This is a genomic window from Phytobacter sp. MRY16-398, from assembly GCF_003925915.1.
Taxonomy (GTDB): Bacteria; Pseudomonadota; Gammaproteobacteria; order Enterobacterales; family Enterobacteriaceae; genus Phytobacter; species Phytobacter diazotrophicus.
Window position 1 is genome coordinate 4,728,507 of record NZ_AP018756.1, and the last position, 15,378, is coordinate 4,743,884.

Below are 15,378 nucleotides of genomic sequence, written 5' to 3' on the forward strand. Positions count from 1 at the left end.
GCTCCTTTTTGTTCTGAGAATCGCCATGAATACTGCGTCACAACCGTCTGGTATATCGGACTGTTATCTGCAATATCGGATAGAGCAAGATTTGCACAGGTTTTTTATTTTTGCAATATATCCCGATCAATTTAATTTTTTGTGGTGTTGTGGCGATCGCAAAATAAAAAACGAATGGGGGGAATGGCAGAATGAAAATGTTACCGGGGTCGTAATTTTAAAAAAATAATTTGTGCGCCATGCGCTAAAATGAGGCCCCAAAATAGAACAAAAAAATATAAACACCGGCAGTAAAATTTTAATTACCGGGGATGGGTTAACGACGACGCTGGGTGTATCATGCTTCTCTTTTTTATTGTCTTTACTGTCTGGCGCGACCGCCCGACTGCATCAGGAGAATTTGCTTATGCCGGACGAGAAGCCATCGCGTGCGCGCGGTGTTGACCGGGTTATCGACATTTTTCACCAGTTGCATATCGCTCGTCAGCCGATGGCGATGCGCGATTTGATCGAGGCCACCGGCGCGCCGCGCTCCAGTGTATATGAACTTGTCAGCCTGCTCAGCGAGGCCGGGCTGCTGGAAGTGGATGCCGACGGCGCGGTGTTCTTTGGCCGTGAAATGCACTATTACGGTGCAGATTATATGGCACATAACGATCTTATCCGCCGCTCACATCAGTTAATGGTTGAACTGGTCGCCCGCCATGGCGAGACGGTGCAGCTCTGTATGCTGGAGGGGAATAAGTACACCGTCGTGCTGTCGGAAAGTAATGCCCACCCGTTCAAAATCACGTCGGATATCGGCGTGCGGGTACCGATCACCTGGACGGCGACTGGCCGTCTGTTACTCAGTAATTGGTCGGACAGCGCTATTCTCAACCTTATACCCGAAGAAGATTACCGTCTGGCGAACGGGCAAGTGCTCGATAAACAAGCCTTCCTGGAAGATATTCATCGTGCCGGACAGCAGGGCTATTGTCTGACTGAGGGGTTGTCGGAGAGTTTTACCTGCTGTATGGCGGCGCCGATTCGTTCTCGTAGCGGGCAGGCGGTCGCGGCGATCTGTTTTATGGTGAGTCGCGATACACCGGAGGAGCGCCGTCAAATGTTGCTCAAAGAGTTGATCGTTTCCGGCCAAAAACTGTCGGATTTCACCTGAGTCCGGCATGTTTTCCCTGCTCCGGCAGGCGGAAGCGCAGCCATCAACAACGACATCGCCAGTTGCGTTGAGACGTAAAAAATCCGGAATCAGCGGGCTGAATCCGGATTGTCTCTTGTCGGGGAATCTTTTTACTGCGCTTACACCGTCAGGTTAATCTCGTCAGAGAAATTTTCCGCAGGCTCCAGTTTCAGCTCCAGCGCCGCAAGGACCTCGCGGGCGCGACCATGAAACTCACGAAGCGTATGCTCCAGCCGGCCAGTCACTTCTGAATCTTTTATCTCGGTTGCTTTCCAGTTCCCGTCTTTATCGTACAGCCCAAAATGGTAGCTATAGGTAAAACGGTCTTGGTGCGCTTCCATTTCCATCCACCAGCCCCAAAATTCACGCTTCTCCGGCGCGGGCTTTACATTGACGCATACGGCCAGGCAATCAAAAAAGAAGCGATTATCGGCACACTGTTCTTCCCGAATATACGGGCCTAGCGCGGTAAACCTTTTAATGAGTTTGCTCTTGGGATGTCCACTCGGTAACGTCATTGCGATCTCCTTATGTGATGCAACTGTTTTACCAAATCAATCGAAATTAGCAATCCATTAACGCAATCTATCATTGATCCAGTCGGTAATGTCCCGCAGCGCCTTATCAAAATTGCGATAAACCGGATTAAACGGGATTTCGAGTAATTTACCATCCGCAGATGACGACGTGATTAAACGCGACTCCTCCTCCGGGCTGAACGGATCGTTTTTCCAGAAGCCAGACAGCATCGGCGTTGGGCAGCGCCGCCCCAGTAACCCCTGCGTTTTTAGCGAATAGCGATTCAACTCAACATACAGTGACTCATCCGACGCATTGTGCATGCCAAGCCGACTGGCGAGCACGTCCATATACATCTCCGGCACGCGCCCCAGTTGCTGGGGGTTAGTCAGCAGCGCATGCACAACTGGCCCCAGACAGGCCACGGCTTTCAGGCGCGGAGACTCCAGATAACCAAGGCGGACCGCCACGTTGGCACCAAAGCGGAAACCAAACGCTGCCACGCGTGTATGGTCAACCCACGGAATGTTCGGCAGCGCTTTCAGCACGTGTTGATGCAGCAGGCTCGAATCCTGTGTGAGTTTCCATTTTGAGGAGAATCCCACAGAAGGCATATCCAGCGTCAGCATGGCGATGCCTTTCGGCGCAAAATAGCGTTCATACAGGTTGTAGTAATCGCTTTGCAGGCCATCCAGCCCACCGCACATCAGGACGGTGGGAAAAGGTCCCTCCCCTTTGGGCATATGCAAGAAGCCAATCACCGGCGAACCGCCGGGAATCGCAAATTCCATCTCTTTCATGGTGCCCGGCAGACGCTGCGCTGCTTCTTCATAGGCGCGATTCGCCAGCGCCTGCGCCTGCTCCGCCAGCACATCCCCTTTAATATGCGGATAAGCGGCGATGCTATAGAGGTTTGACGCATGCAGCCAGTGCTGGCCGCTGAGGGTGGTATCCTGCTCCTGGCTGGCTTTTTGCTGCCACTGCATAGCCTGAGTGGACCATTCGTAGATCCAGTTGCCGCCGCGATACCCGACCACCGTATCGTAAAGCTCAGGATCGGTATGTTCCGCCGTGCTCATGGCGATCCGCGCCTGTACGTCCAGGATCTCTTTCGGATCAACGCCACGCCAGATCCACATCAGTCGGTTGATCATCCGATACCAGTGGGGCGCATTGTTACCGTCAAGGGTGGATTCTACAGGCGACTGTTTGCTATGGGTAAGGCGACGCACCAGCGTTGAGGTTTCCGGGTGCTTGAAGCGGGGTTTGAACAGGATTTCGCTGAGGTTAGCTTGTGGCATTACGCGCAGCCTCCATGAATACGTCGATGACGGTATTGTAACCTGGTGGATGCGAAAAAAAACAACGCCCGGCGATGCCAGGCGTTGTAAATAATCATAAAGAGAGGATTAACGACCAGAGATAGGCGGAACGAAGACCACGCCCATATCCCACGGCTGTTCAATCCAGGTATCCTGCGGGATATCAATCACGTAATCGTCAACCAGCGGACGCCCGGCCGGTTTAGCGAAAATAGTGACGAAGTGCGCTTTTGGGTACATTTCGCGGATAGCCACCGCGGTGCCGCCGGTATCGACCAGATCATCAATAACGATGAAACCTTCACCATCACCCTCTGCGCGTTTGATAATTTTCATTTCGCGCTGGTTGTCGTGGTCATAACTGGAAATGCAAACGGTATCGACATGGCGAATACCCAGTTCACGTGCCAGTAATGCGCCCGGAACCAGACCACCACGGCTAACGGCAATAATGCCTTTCCACTGTTCAGAAGGCATCAGGCGGTTTGCCAGTTTGCGTGCATGAATCTGCAACATGTCCCAGGTGACGACGTATTTTTCGCTCATGTGAAGTGTCCCAGCCTGTGTATATACGGCTTAAAAAGTGTTCTACGGGGAAATAGGTTGCGCGAGATTATAGAGATCTGTCGCGCTAAAAACCAGTGTTACCGGGCCGGGCTGGCGCTTTTTACGCGACGCGTACTAACAGAGAGACAATAAAGTGGTATTCTCAAGACCATCTCGCAATCCGGCCTTGTGATTGTTCTGTAGTTTAACCCTCGGACCTGCAAAATATGCTGGCAGGCCTTTTAAAGGAGACTCATCGTGTCTGAATTGTCTCAACTATCGCCACAACCGCTGTGGGATATTTTTGCCAAAATCTGTTCTATTCCTCATCCGTCTTACCATGAAGAAGAACTCGCCGCGCACATCATGAGCTGGGCGAAAGAAAAAGGCTTACATGCGGAACGCGATCAGGTTGGCAATATTCTGCTGCGCAAACCAGCAACAGCAGGTATGGAAAACCGCAAACCGGTTGTGCTGCAGGCGCACCTGGATATGGTGCCGCAGAAAAACAACGACACCGTACATGACTTCACCAAAGACCCGATTCAGCCCTACATCGATGGCGAGTGGGTAAAAGCGCGCGGCACTACGCTTGGCGCCGATAACGGTATCGGCATGGCATCCGCGCTGGCGGTGCTGGCGGATGACCGCGTTGAGCATGGTCCGCTGGAAGTGCTGCTGACCATGACCGAAGAGTCCGGCATGGATGGCGCGTTTGGTTTGCAGCCCGGCTGGTTGCAGGCTGATATTCTGATCAACACTGACTCAGAAGAAGAAGGCGAAATCTACATGGGTTGCGCCGGCGGTATTGATTTCATCACCACCCTGCCGCTCTCCCGCGAAGCGGTACCAGCGGGCTACCAGACGTTCAAACTGACCCTGAAAGGGCTGAAAGGCGGCCACTCCGGCGGCGATATTCATCTGGGTCTTGGTAACGCCAACAAATTGCTGGCGCGCTTCCTGGCAGGCCACGCGGCCGAGCTGGACCTGCGTCTGGCCGATTTCAACGGCGGTACCCTGCGTAACGCTATCCCGCGTGAAGCCTTCGCCACGTTTGCCGTTCCGGCCGATAAAGCTGAACAATTGAAAACACTGGCAGCAACTTATCAGGACATCCTGAAAAACGAGCTGGCGATGAAAGAGAAAAACCTGGTGGTACTGCTGGATAGCGTTTCCAGCGACAAACAGGCGCTGACCGCTGCTTCCCGCGATAGCTTCATTCAATTGCTGAACGCCACACCAAACGGTGTGATCCGTAACTCCGACGTTGCCAAAGGCGTGGTCGAGACCTCCCTGAACGTTGGCGTGGTCACCATGCAGGACGACAGCGTGGAAATCATCTGTCTGATCCGCTCTTTGATCGATAGCGGCAAAGATTATGTGGTGAGCATGCTGGAATCGCTGGGCAAACTGGCTGGTGCAAAAACCGCACCGAAAGGCGGCTACCCTGGCTGGCAGCCGGATGCGAACTCGCCGGTGATGCATCTGGTGCGTGAGACCTATCAGCGTCTGTTCAACAAGACGCCGAACATTCAGATCATTCACGCCGGTCTGGAATGTGGTCTGTTCAAAAAACCGTACCCGGATATGGATATGGTTTCTATTGGGCCCACCATCACCGGTCCGCACTCCCCGGATGAGCAGGTACATATCGAAAGCGTGGGCCATTACTGGACGCTGCTGACCGAGCTGCTGAAAGCTATTCCGGCGAAATAAGTCGTAGCGTCCGCACCTTTTACTGGTGCGGACGCTTTTCCTTTTCTCTTCCCGTTACGCTCTTATTTTCACGCTTATCACAGCCCCAGCACCAACTGACGTTCTAATTGCGGATCGAGCAGCGTCACATGCAAACCCACTAAACGCACGCCGCGCCCGCTGCGCCGCTCATTCCAGGTTTTCCGCGCCGTCGCCAGCAAATCGTCTTTATTTAAGCGTGGCCAGACGTGTTCCTGGGTGGTGAGTTGGAAATCGGCAAACTTGAGTTTGACTCCCTGCCGGGCAATCAACAGATCGGGTTTTATCTTTGCCAGCCGCCGTTCCAGTTCCGGATAAAGGTGTTGGTTGATAATGGCTTCACACTCTTCCCACTCATGAATGTCTTCTATCAGCGTACGCTCCACGCCAACCGATTTGCGCAGCCTGTCGCTACTGATATGTCGCTCATCAATCCCCTGACTGCGCTCCCACAACACGCGGCCAAATTTACCGAAGCGTTTTAGCAACATCGCCAGGTCACTGTTCTGCACATCTTCGCAGGTACGCAACCCAAGCGTTTCCAGTTTTGCCGCCGACACCTTGCCAACGCCCGGAATTTTACTGAGTGGCAGCGTACGTAAAAACGCCGGTACATCCGCAGGGGCAATGACATATTGCCCGTCAGGTTTATTCAGATCGGAGGCGATTTTCGCCAGGAACTTCACCGGTGCAATCCCGGCCGATGCGGTGAGTTGGGTTTCGCGGAATATGGTCCGGCGAATCTCTTCTGCCATTAACGTTGCCGAACCGTGGCAGTGGGGGCTGTCGGTCACATCCAGATACGCTTCATCCAGCGACAGGGGCTCAATCAGGCTTGTATAACGGGAAAAGATTTCGCGGATCTGGTGAGAGGCTTCCCGGTAGGCTTCAAAGCGCCCCGGTAATAAGGTGAGATGCGGGCAGAGCTTTAACGCCATTGCCGTGGGCATGGCGCTGCGCACGCCATATTTACGCGCCGGATAGTTAGCCGTGCTGATAACGCCGCGCTGAACCCGGCTGCCGCCGATAGCGATAGGGATATCCCGCAGAGCCGGGTTATCACGCATCTCCACCGCCGCAAAAAAGCAGTCCATATCGACATGTATGATTTTGCGCATACGCTCACCTTATCGGATACTGGATAAGTATACAGCATTATTACCCAGAATGAGAAGAGAGGGGAAAAAAGTGAATTCGCAGTGAAAAAAACGCCCAATAGCGCTGTTATTTCTGGGGTTTTCATCAGACAATATTTAACAGGGGGACCGCTGCAAAAAACTAATTTGTAAACTCAGCGATCCGGGCTTGCGAAAAACTACCGTGATGCTACTGTGGGCGCACCCAATCCAGATTAATCTGAATTTATGGGATTCTTTTGCCGTCCTGGCAATGTGGTAACCGTTTTATCAAGGAAACAAGCAGTATGCGCAAAATCGCATTTTTTCTTGCGATGCTTCTGATGCCGTGCGTCTCGTTTGCCAGCTTATTAAGCAGCAATGGTTCAACAACGCCGATCAGCAAAGAATATAAGCAGCAGTTGATGGGGTCGCCGGTATACATCCAGATCTTCAAAGAAGAGCGTACCCTTGATCTCTACGTCAAAATGGGTGAGCAATATCAGCTCCTCAATAGTTACAAAATTTGTAACTACTCCGGCGGCCTGGGCCCGAAACAGCGTCAGGGCGATTTCAAAAGCCCGGAAGGGTTCTATTCCATTCAGCGCAGCCAGCTAAAACCGGATAGCCGTTTTTATAAAGCCATCAATATTGGTTTTCCTAACGCCTATGACCGTGCCCACGGTTATGAAGGGAAATATCTGATGATCCACGGCGCGTGCGTGTCGATTGGCTGTTACGCCATGACCGATTCGCAAATCGACGAGATTTTCCAGTTCGTCACCGCCGCGCTGGTGTTTGGTCAGGAAAGCGTGCAACTGAGCATCTACCCGTTCCGTATGACGGACGCGAATATGCAGCGTCACAAATATTCGACCTATGCGAAATTCTGGGAACAGTTAAAACCGGGTTATGACTTCTTCCAGCAGACGCAGAAACCGCCTGTGGTCTCTGTTGTTGACGGGAACTACGTGGTCAGCAAACCGCTGAGCCACGAAGTTATTCACCCGCAGTTGGCGTCAAACTATACGCTCCCCGAGACAAAATAATGCCCATTCGCCTGGCATAATCTTTTGCCAGGTTTCATTGCCCGTTAGCGGCTGGGTAGCAATCACGGTAACCACATCGTTAGGTGTGGTTTCCCGCTGAAAATCAATTTCCACATCCTGATCCAGCAGTTTCGCCACGCCAAACGGTGCCCGACGGGTAATGCAGAACAGATTGGTCGAGCAGAACGCCATGACATAACGCCCATCCGACAGCAGCATATTAAAAACACCCTTCCCACGCAGTTCAGTCGCCAGCGTCGCGATGTATTTAAATACCGCTTCCATATTGCCCGGAGTACGCGGATAGCGCGTGGTGAGTTTGTGCAGCAGCCAGCAGAAAGCTTTTTCGCTGTCGGTTTCACCGACAGGACGAAAGTTGCCGGTCTCCAGCGATTTATATCCGGTTAACTGCCCGTTATGGGCGTAGGTCCAGTTGCGTCCCCAGAGTTCACGGGTAAAGGGGTGCGTGTTTTCCAGCGCCACTTCACCACGGTTCGCCTGGCGAATATGGGCCACCACCGAGCAGGACTTTATCGGGTACTCCTGCACCAGACGGGCAATCGGAGAGTTAAAGCTGGGTTGCGGGTCTTTAAACGTACGACAGCCTTTGCCTTCGTAAAAGGTGATACCCCAGCCATCTTTATGCGGCCCGGTTCCCCCACCGCGCTGAACAAGCCCGGTGAAACTAAAGCAAATATCGGTTGGCACATTGGCGCTCATCCCGAGCAGTTCGCACATTCAACACCCCCAAACGCCCAAATATAGAGAAGGCGTAATTGTTGCAGCCAGTTTGAACACGGACAGCGCGTAAGAACCGGAGCGTACACCGGGTACGAGAGGATTCTGAACACAGCCCTGGTTCAAACTGGCAAATAAAATAGCCTTCTTACGCTTTTACCATCTCTTTTTCGATCAGCATAATCAGGATATGGATCACTTTAATGTGGATTTCCTGAATGCGGTCGGCGTAACCAAAGTGCGGTACACGGATTTCAACGTCGGCAGTACCTGCCATTTTGCCGCCATCTTTACCGGTCAGGGTGATGACTTTCATGCCCTGCGCGCGCGCCGCGTCAATCGCTTTAATGACATTACCAGAATTACCGGAAGTAGAAATACCTAACAGTACATCCCCTGCACGGCCAACGGCTTCAACATAGCGAGAGAAAACATGGTCGTAACCAAAGTCATTACTGACGCAGGAGAGATGGCTCACATCAGAAATCGCAATCCCCGGATAACCCGGACGGTTTTCACGATAGCGTCCCGTTAACTCTTCGGCAAAGTGCATCGCATCACAGTGGGAACCACCATTGCCGCAGGACAATACCTTACCGCCGGCTTTGAAGCTGTCAGCCAGCAGAACCGCTGCACGCTGAATGGCGTGAATATTGGCATCGTCTTTTAAAAAGTTTGCCAGCGTTTCCGCTGCTTCGTTCAGTTCGTTACGAATCAGATCCTGGTACATGAGGATATCCTTCAGTATGAAAGCAGTATGAATATAAATTCTCGCGCGCAGTTTACCGGATAGCATGGCAAGCGAGAAGCTAAAGCCATGGTGATCGTCGGGGGTTTTCGTTTTTCGTGCCACATTCCTCCCCAACAATGTGAACCAGGTTGTAATTATTTTGTAAACACATTGCTAAAAGAAATAACATCCACTACAACCATATCATCACAAGTGGTCAGACCTCCTACAAGCAAGGGAGCTTTTCTCTATGATGATTTTGAGTCTTCTCGCAACTGTTGTCCTACTCGGCGTGTTGTTCTATCACCGGGTGAGTCTGCTGCTCAGCAGCGTAATCCTCCTGGCATGGACTGCCGCGCTTGGCGCTTCAGGTCTGTGGTCCATCTGGGTATTGGTGCCGTTGGCCATTATCCTTGTGCCCTTCAACTTTGTGCCGATGCGTAAATCGCTGATCTCTGCGCCGGTCTTCCGCGGCTTTCGTAAAGTGATGCCGCCGATGTCCCGTACGGAAAAAGAAGCTATCGATGCCGGCACAACCTGGTGGGAAGGCGATCTGTTCCGCGGTAATCCTGACTGGAAAAAACTACACAATTACCCGCAGCCGCGCCTGACCGCCGAAGAACAGGCCTTTATTGATGGCCCGGTGGAAGAAGCCTGCCGTATGGCTAACGACTTTCAGATTACCCATGAAATGGCCGATTTACCGCCAGAACTGTGGGCGTATCTGAAAGAACATCGCTTCTTCGCGATGATCATTAAAAAAGAGTACGGCGGCCTGGAATTCTCCGCTTACGCCCAGTCCCGCGTACTGCAAAAACTTTCCGGGGTTTCCGGTATCCTGGCGATCACCGTCGGCGTACCTAACTCTTTAGGGCCGGGCGAACTGCTGCAACATTACGGCACCGAAGAGCAGAAAAATCATTACTTACCCCGTCTGGCGCGTGGACAGGAAATTCCGTGCTTCGCACTGACCAGCCCGGAAGCCGGTTCCGATGCGGGCGCCATCCCGGACACCGGCGTCGTCTGCATGGGCGACTGGCAGGGTGAACAGGTGCTCGGTATGCGCCTGACCTGGAACAAACGCTATATCACGCTGGCGCCTATCGCGACCGTACTGGGCCTGGCGTTTAAACTCTCTGACCCGGAAAAACTGCTGGGTGGCGAAGAAGATCTCGGTATTACCTGTGCGCTGATCCCCACCAACACCCCGGGCGTTGAAATTGGTCGTCGTCACTTCCCGCTGAACGTCCCGTTCCAGAACGGTCCGACGCGTGGTCAGGATATCTTCGTACCGATTGATTACATCATCGGCGGTCCGAAAATGGCCGGACAGGGCTGGCGTATGCTGGTGGAATGTCTGTCCGTGGGCCGTGGTATCACCCTGCCATCCAACTCCACGGGCGGCCTGAAATCGGTGGCGCTGGGTATTGGCGCCTATGCTCATATCCGTCGTCAGTTCAAAGTCGCTATCGGTAAGATGGAAGGGATCGAAGAACCACTGGCACGTATCGCGGGTAACGCCTATGTGATGGATGCTGCTGCCGCGTTGATTACGTATGGCATTATGCTCGGTGAGAAACCGGCGGTGCTCTCCGCCATTGTGAAGTATCACTGTACTCACCGTGGCCAGCAGTCAATCATTGACGCAATGGATATCGCTGGCGGTAAAGGCATTATGCTCGGCGAAGGCAACTTCCTGGCTCGCGCCTATCAGGGCGCACCGATTGCCATCACCGTTGAGGGGGCCAATATTCTGACCCGCAGCATGATGATCTTCGGTCAGGGCGCGATTCGCTGCCATCCGTACGTGCTGGATGAAATGGCCGCCGCGCAAAACAATGACGTGGATGCGTTCGACAAACTGCTGTTTAAACATATCGGGCATGTGGGTAGCAATAAGATGCGTAGCTTCTGGCTGGGGCTGACGCGCGGGCTGACCAGTTCGGCCCCGACCAGCGATTCAACCAAACGCTACTATCAGCATATCAACCGCTTAAGTGCCAACCTCGCGCTGCTGTCGGATGTGTCGATGGCGGTACTGGGCGGTAGCCTGAAACGTCGTGAACGTATCTCGGCACGTCTCGGGGATATCTTAAGTCAGGTGTTCCTCGCCTCTGCGGTGCTGAAACGCTATGACGATGAAGGCCGCCATGAGATGGATCTGCCGCTGGTGCACTGGGGCGTACAGGACGCGCTGTATCAGGCTGAACAGGCGATGGACGATCTGCTGGCCAACTTCCCGAACCGTGTGGTCGCGGGTCTGCTGCGGGTGGTGATTTTCCCGACCGGTCGTCACTATCTGGCACCGTCCGATAAGCTGGATCATCAGGTCGCTAAGATTCTGCAAACGCCGTGCGCCACCCGTTCGCGTATTGGTCGTGGTCAGTACCTGACGCCGAGCGAACATAACCCGGTCGGTCTGCTGGAAGAGGCGCTGCTTGACGTGATTGCCGCCGACCCGATTCATCAGCGCATTTGTAAAGAGCTCGGTAAAAACCTGCCGTTCACACGTCTGGACGTGCTGGCAAGAGAGGCGCTGGCCGGCGGGCTTATCAATCAGGACGAAGCTGAGATCCTGACAAAAGCCGAAATCAGCCGTCTGCGCAGTATCAATGTCGACGATTTCGAACCGGAAGAGCTGGCAACGCAGCCGGTAAAAACACCGGAAAAGGTGCGTAAGCCTCAGGCTGCATAACGCCCCCTTCGAAGAGACCCTGACCCCGCTTCGTGCGGGGTTTTTTATTACCACAAATTCCCTTTTTCTCGTGCTAAAGTGTAAAAATGCTGTTTAAGGGGAGCTTAAATCGTGCCTGGTTTAAAAATTACGCTGTTGCAACAACCTTTAGTCTGGATGGACGGTCCGGCCAATTTGCGCCATTTCGACCGCCAGCTTGAAGATATCACCGGGCGTGATGTGATAGTCCTGCCGGAAATGTTCACCACCGGTTTTGCGATGGAAGCGGCGAAGCAGTCGATGCCGCAAGAAGACGTTGTGGCGTGGATGCAGGCCAAAGCGCTCCAGACGAACGCGCTGGTCGCGGGCAGTGCCGCGCTGCAAACAGAGCGCGGCCCGGTTAACCGTTTCCTGCTGGTCGAGCCGGAAGGGGCTGTTCATTTCTATGATAAGCGCCATCTGTTCCGCATGGCCGATGAACATCACCATTACGAAGCCGGTAACGAGCGCGTGGTCTTTAAGTGGCGCGGCTGGCGTATTTTACCGCTGGTCTGTTACGACCTGCGCTTCCCGGTCTGGTCGCGCAATCGCGATGATTACGATCTGGCGCTGTATGTCGCCAACTGGCCTGCGCCGCGTTCGCTGCACTGGCAATCGCTATTGGTGGCTCGCGCTATTGAAAACCTGGCGTATGTCGCGGGCTGCAACCGTGTGGGTACCGATGGCAACGGGCATCATTATCGTGGCGACAGCCGGGTCATTAACCCGCAGGGCGAGGTTATCGCCACCGCCGAGCCGCACCAGGCTATCCGCATTGATGCCGAGTTGTCGATGGCCGCATTAAAAGAGTACCGCGAGAAGTTTCCCGCCTGGCAGGACGCCGATCCGTTTACGCTTGGGTGATATGACGTTCCCCTTTACCCGTTCACGTGTCCGAAGTTGACATGTCGCCATGAACATAAGGTGAACGGAATGACCATCAGAGCCGCATTTTCCCCCTCATCCTGGCCCTCTCCCCAAAGAGGAGAGGGGACCGTTCGTGCTCGCATTTATGTGGGGATTCCTCTGCCCCAGGGGAGAGGGAGAAAACCGGTCGTAGCCCGGATCAGGTGCCTGCGCCGCCATCCGGGAATTGTCCCCGGCGGCGCTGGCGCTTACCGGGGCTACACGATAATTTCCCCTCTTTCAGGGAAACACTGAATTACATTAACGCTCTCACCGCTTCACTGTATGCCCGCAACGCGTGCGCCACATCCTGCTGCTGCACGCTCTCGGCCGGATGATGGCTGATCCCTCTGTCACAACGCACAAATAACATGGCCGATGGCCAGCGTTCCGCAATCGCGATGGCATCATGCCCGGCACCGCTTGGCAGCAACAGCACGCGCCCCTGCACCGCCTCAACGGCACCAGCCAGCACATTACGCAGATGCGTATCACAAGGTGTTGCCGCAATGGAGTAAAAAATATCGTAGCTAAAACCAACGCCACGTGCCTGCCCAATGCGCACGGCCTCATCCAGCAGGGCGTTTAACAGCGTCTCCCGCAGATCATCGTTCGGGCTGCGGATATCCAGCGTCAACGTCACCGCTCCCGGGATCACGTTCACCGCACCGGGCTCACACTGCAGCGTACCGACCGTTGCCACCAGCTCCGGGCCAGACTCCCGCGTTTTTTGTTCAACAAACCCGATCCACTGGGCGGCGGCGGTCAATGCATCGTGACGATGGCTCATCGGCACGGTGCCCGCATGCCCCGCTTCCCCGCTAAACCGACAGGTCAACCTGCGCGCACCGTTGATCGCGGTGACCACGCCGAGCGGCAGATCTTCTTGCTCAAGTACCGGCCCCTGCTCGATGTGCAGCTCCAGATACGCGGAAAAATCCTCACGGGCACGTTCCGCCGTGGCGATACGTGTAGGCTCCAGACCGGCATTGACCATCGCCTGCGCCACGCTTATCCCCTGCGCATCTTCGCAATCCAGCCAGCCCTGCGGCCAGGTGCCGGTCAGCCCCCGGCTTCCTAACAGCGTGATGTTAAAGCGCGTGCCCTCTTCATCAGCAAACCCGACGATCTCAATGGCCTGTGAACCACGCAAACCCTGACGGTGCAGCCAGTCCACCACTTCGATGGCAGTCAGCACGCCGAGCATGCCGTCGTAGCGTCCGGCGTCACGAACGGTGTCCAGGTGCGATCCAAGCAACACCGCCTGTGCACCGTCGCTTGCCGCTTCGTAGCGTCCACAAATATTGCCTACCGCATCCTGCCAGGTGAGCATTCCCGCATCCTGCATCCACTGCGCCACCTGCGCGTTCGCCCGCAAATGTTCGCAAGAGAGGTAAACCCGGGTGAGTTGACCCGGCGTTTCACTGATCTCTGCCAGCGCATCGCAACGCGTCATTACCCGGTGCGCAGCGCGGTCAGCCTCATCGGCAGTCATCATCATGCCACCCCTTCGTAGACATCCCAGGCGGCCTGCATTCCCGCGCCCTGTACAGTGCGCAGGCCCAGACGGTTAAGCACTGCTTCCAGAGCTGTGAGGGTTTGCAGCACACAATCTTTGCGCGCGTTATACCCCATAGTGCCAATACGCCAGATCTTGCCCTGTAGCGGGCCAAACGAGGTGCCGATTTCAATGTGAAAATCATCCAGCAGGCGCTTACGCACCTCTTCACCATGCACAACCGACGGGATCATCACCCCGAGTACGTTATTCATCTTGTGATGAATATCGCCAAACACCTCCAGCCCCATTCCCTGGATCCCCGCCAGCATGGCGCGGCCATGTAATTCGTGGCGGGCAATCAGCGCGTCCATCCCCTCTTCCAGCATGATGCGTGCGCACTCACGGGCGGCAAACAGCATGCTGGTGGCTTCGGTATGGTGGTTCAGGCGTTCCGGCCCCCAGTAGTCCATCACCATGCCGAGATCGAAATAGTTGGAGTAGATCATCTCGTCATCGCCGTCCTGGTGCGTATCGGTACGGATCCCCTGCTCCACACATTTGCGTGCGCGAATGGCCTCTTCCATTTGTGGGCTCAGGGTGATGGGCGAACTGCCCGACGGACCGCCCAGGCATTTCTGCAAACCCGCGGAGACCGCATCCAGCCCCCAGGCATCGGTCTCCAGCGCGTTACCGCCGAGCGATGCGGTGGCATCGGTATAAAACAACACGCCATGACGGCGGCAAATCTCACCCAGATTTTCCAGCGGCTGCAGCATTGTTGTAGAGGTATCACCCTGCACCGTCAGTAACAGGCGAGGCTTAACACGCTTGATGGCGTCTTCAATCTGATCGGGCGTAAAAACGTCACCCCAGGGCACCTCGATGGTGTGTACTTCCGCACGGCAGCGACGGGCGATTTCACATAACAGATGCCCGAAACGGCCAAAGACCGGTACCAGCACCTTGTCGCCAGGGCGGATCGCAGAGACGAGGATCGCTTCGATCCCGGCGCGCGAGGTGCCATCTACCAGCATGGTCCAGCGGTTTTGCGTGCGGAATACCTCGCGGTAGAGGGCCATTACCTCATTCATATAGCCGGTCATAACCGGGTCATACTGCCCCACAAGTTGGCTCGCCATGGCACGTAAAACGCGCGGGTCGGCGTTGATAGGTCCCGGTCCCATCAGTAAACGGTGTGGCGGGTTAATTTGCGCAGAGTGCTGAGAGTCGAACATGGACACATCCTTTGGTATACAAAAGTGATCGTCATGAAACAAAAGATTCTTAGTGCTACTTTCTGCAACTAATGTGCCACAGAGGAAATG

The 15,378-nt window shown here is 54.5% G+C and carries 13 protein-coding genes; 5 read left to right on the top strand and 8 right to left on the bottom strand.

What is annotated here, in order from left to right; translation table 11 throughout:
- The first annotated feature begins 406 nt into the window (after nucleotides 1–406).
- A complete protein-coding gene (locus tag MRY16398_RS23165) occupies nucleotides 407–1,159 on the top strand; it encodes an IclR family transcriptional regulator (protein WP_071195911.1) in 753 nt (250 codons plus the stop codon).
- Nucleotides 1,160–1,299: 140 nt separating this feature from the next.
- Here the strand turns inward: MRY16398_RS23165 and crl are convergent, their stop codons facing one another.
- From crl to gpt, 3 genes are all read right to left on the bottom strand, one after another.
- Nucleotides 1,300–1,698 (bottom strand): sigma factor-binding protein Crl, encoded by a 399-nt coding sequence (gene crl / locus MRY16398_RS23170; RefSeq protein ID WP_125125261.1) that lies wholly within the window; start codon nucleotides 1,696–1,698, stop codon nucleotides 1,300–1,302.
- A 57-nt stretch (nucleotides 1,699–1,755) separates the two neighbouring features.
- Nucleotides 1,756–3,000: an esterase FrsA gene (gene frsA / locus MRY16398_RS23175; RefSeq protein ID WP_125125262.1), complete on the bottom strand. Its 1,245-nt coding sequence runs from the start codon at nucleotides 2,998–3,000 to the stop codon at nucleotides 1,756–1,758.
- Between the two features lie 108 nt (nucleotides 3,001–3,108).
- Entirely contained in the window at nucleotides 3,109–3,567 is a 459-nt protein-coding gene (gene gpt / locus MRY16398_RS23180; protein ID WP_041852629.1) for a xanthine phosphoribosyltransferase, read from the bottom strand.
- A 258-nt stretch (nucleotides 3,568–3,825) separates the two neighbouring features.
- Between gpt and pepD the strand changes: the two genes are divergently transcribed.
- A complete protein-coding gene (gene pepD / locus MRY16398_RS23190) occupies nucleotides 3,826–5,283 on the top strand; it encodes a cytosol nonspecific dipeptidase (RefSeq protein ID WP_110295571.1) in 1,458 nt (485 codons plus the stop codon).
- A 77-nt stretch (nucleotides 5,284–5,360) separates the two neighbouring features.
- Here the strand turns inward: pepD and dinB are convergent, their stop codons facing one another.
- Nucleotides 5,361–6,419: a DNA polymerase IV gene (gene dinB / locus MRY16398_RS23195; RefSeq protein WP_041852631.1), complete on the bottom strand. Its 1,059-nt coding sequence runs from the start codon at nucleotides 6,417–6,419 to the stop codon at nucleotides 5,361–5,363.
- 305 nt (nucleotides 6,420–6,724) lie between these two features.
- On the opposite strand from dinB, the gene dpaA reads away from it, so the two are divergent.
- Nucleotides 6,725–7,465, top strand: coding sequence for a peptidoglycan meso-diaminopimelic acid protein amidase (gene dpaA / locus MRY16398_RS23200; protein WP_041852632.1), 741 nt, complete (start codon nucleotides 6,725–6,727; stop codon nucleotides 7,463–7,465).
- Here dpaA and MRY16398_RS23205 read toward each other — a convergent pair.
- Both MRY16398_RS23205 and lpcA read right to left on the bottom strand, forming a co-directional pair.
- Complete coding sequence (locus tag MRY16398_RS23205) at nucleotides 7,436–8,203, bottom strand: class II glutamine amidotransferase (protein ID WP_041852633.1); 768 nt, start codon at nucleotides 8,201–8,203, stop codon at nucleotides 7,436–7,438. The two genes, dpaA and MRY16398_RS23205, sit on opposite strands and share 30 nt — an antisense overlap.
- Before the next feature lie 148 nt (nucleotides 8,204–8,351).
- Nucleotides 8,352–8,933: a D-sedoheptulose 7-phosphate isomerase gene (lpcA, locus tag MRY16398_RS23210; RefSeq protein WP_041852634.1), complete on the bottom strand. Its 582-nt coding sequence runs from the start codon at nucleotides 8,931–8,933 to the stop codon at nucleotides 8,352–8,354.
- A gap of 250 nt (nucleotides 8,934–9,183) precedes the next feature.
- On the opposite strand from lpcA, the gene fadE reads away from it, so the two are divergent.
- On the top strand, nucleotides 9,184–11,628 hold the full coding sequence (fadE, locus tag MRY16398_RS23215) for an acyl-CoA dehydrogenase FadE (protein WP_079497620.1): 2,445 nt from the start codon (nucleotides 9,184–9,186) through the stop codon (nucleotides 11,626–11,628).
- A gap of 111 nt (nucleotides 11,629–11,739) precedes the next feature.
- A complete protein-coding gene (locus MRY16398_RS23220; protein WP_125125263.1) occupies nucleotides 11,740–12,510 on the top strand; it encodes an amidohydrolase in 771 nt (256 codons plus the stop codon).
- A gap of 298 nt (nucleotides 12,511–12,808) precedes the next feature.
- On the opposite strand, the gene hpxK is transcribed toward MRY16398_RS23220, so the two are convergent.
- Together hpxK and MRY16398_RS23230 are read right to left on the bottom strand one after the other, a co-directional pair.
- On the bottom strand, nucleotides 12,809–14,053 hold the full coding sequence (hpxK, locus tag MRY16398_RS23225; protein ID WP_172600680.1) for an allantoate amidohydrolase: 1,245 nt from the start codon (nucleotides 14,051–14,053) through the stop codon (nucleotides 12,809–12,811).
- Nucleotides 14,050–15,288 (bottom strand): pyridoxal-phosphate-dependent aminotransferase family protein, encoded by a 1,239-nt coding sequence (locus tag MRY16398_RS23230; protein WP_041852638.1) that lies wholly within the window; start codon nucleotides 15,286–15,288, stop codon nucleotides 14,050–14,052. The genes hpxK and MRY16398_RS23230 overlap by 4 nt, the downstream gene beginning before the upstream one ends.
- Between the last annotated feature and the right edge of the window lie 90 nt (nucleotides 15,289–15,378).

Coding starts and splice junctions, on each gene's coding strand:
- gpt (WP_041852629.1), bottom strand. CDS start 3,567: ATGAGCGAAAAATACGTCGTCACCTGGGACATGTTGCAGATTCATGCA.
- crl (WP_125125261.1), bottom strand. CDS start 1,698: ATGACGTTACCGAGTGGACATCCCAAGAGCAAACTCATTAAAAGGTTT.
- MRY16398_RS23205 (WP_041852633.1), bottom strand. CDS start 8,203: ATGTGCGAACTGCTCGGGATGAGCGCCAATGTGCCAACCGATATTTGC.
- MRY16398_RS23230 (WP_041852638.1), bottom strand. CDS start 15,288: ATGTTCGACTCTCAGCACTCTGCGCAAATTAACCCGCCACACCGTTTA.
- dpaA (WP_041852632.1), top strand. CDS start 6,725: ATGCGCAAAATCGCATTTTTTCTTGCGATGCTTCTGATGCCGTGCGTC.
- hpxK (WP_172600680.1), bottom strand. CDS start 14,053: ATGATGATGACTGCCGATGAGGCTGACCGCGCTGCGCACCGGGTAATG.
- dinB (WP_041852631.1), bottom strand. CDS start 6,419: ATGCGCAAAATCATACATGTCGATATGGACTGCTTTTTTGCGGCGGTG.
- MRY16398_RS23165 (WP_071195911.1), top strand. CDS start 407: ATGCCGGACGAGAAGCCATCGCGTGCGCGCGGTGTTGACCGGGTTATC.
- fadE (WP_079497620.1), top strand. CDS start 9,184: ATGATGATTTTGAGTCTTCTCGCAACTGTTGTCCTACTCGGCGTGTTG.
- lpcA (WP_041852634.1), bottom strand. CDS start 8,933: ATGTACCAGGATCTGATTCGTAACGAACTGAACGAAGCAGCGGAAACG.
- frsA (WP_125125262.1), bottom strand. CDS start 3,000: ATGCCACAAGCTAACCTCAGCGAAATCCTGTTCAAACCCCGCTTCAAG.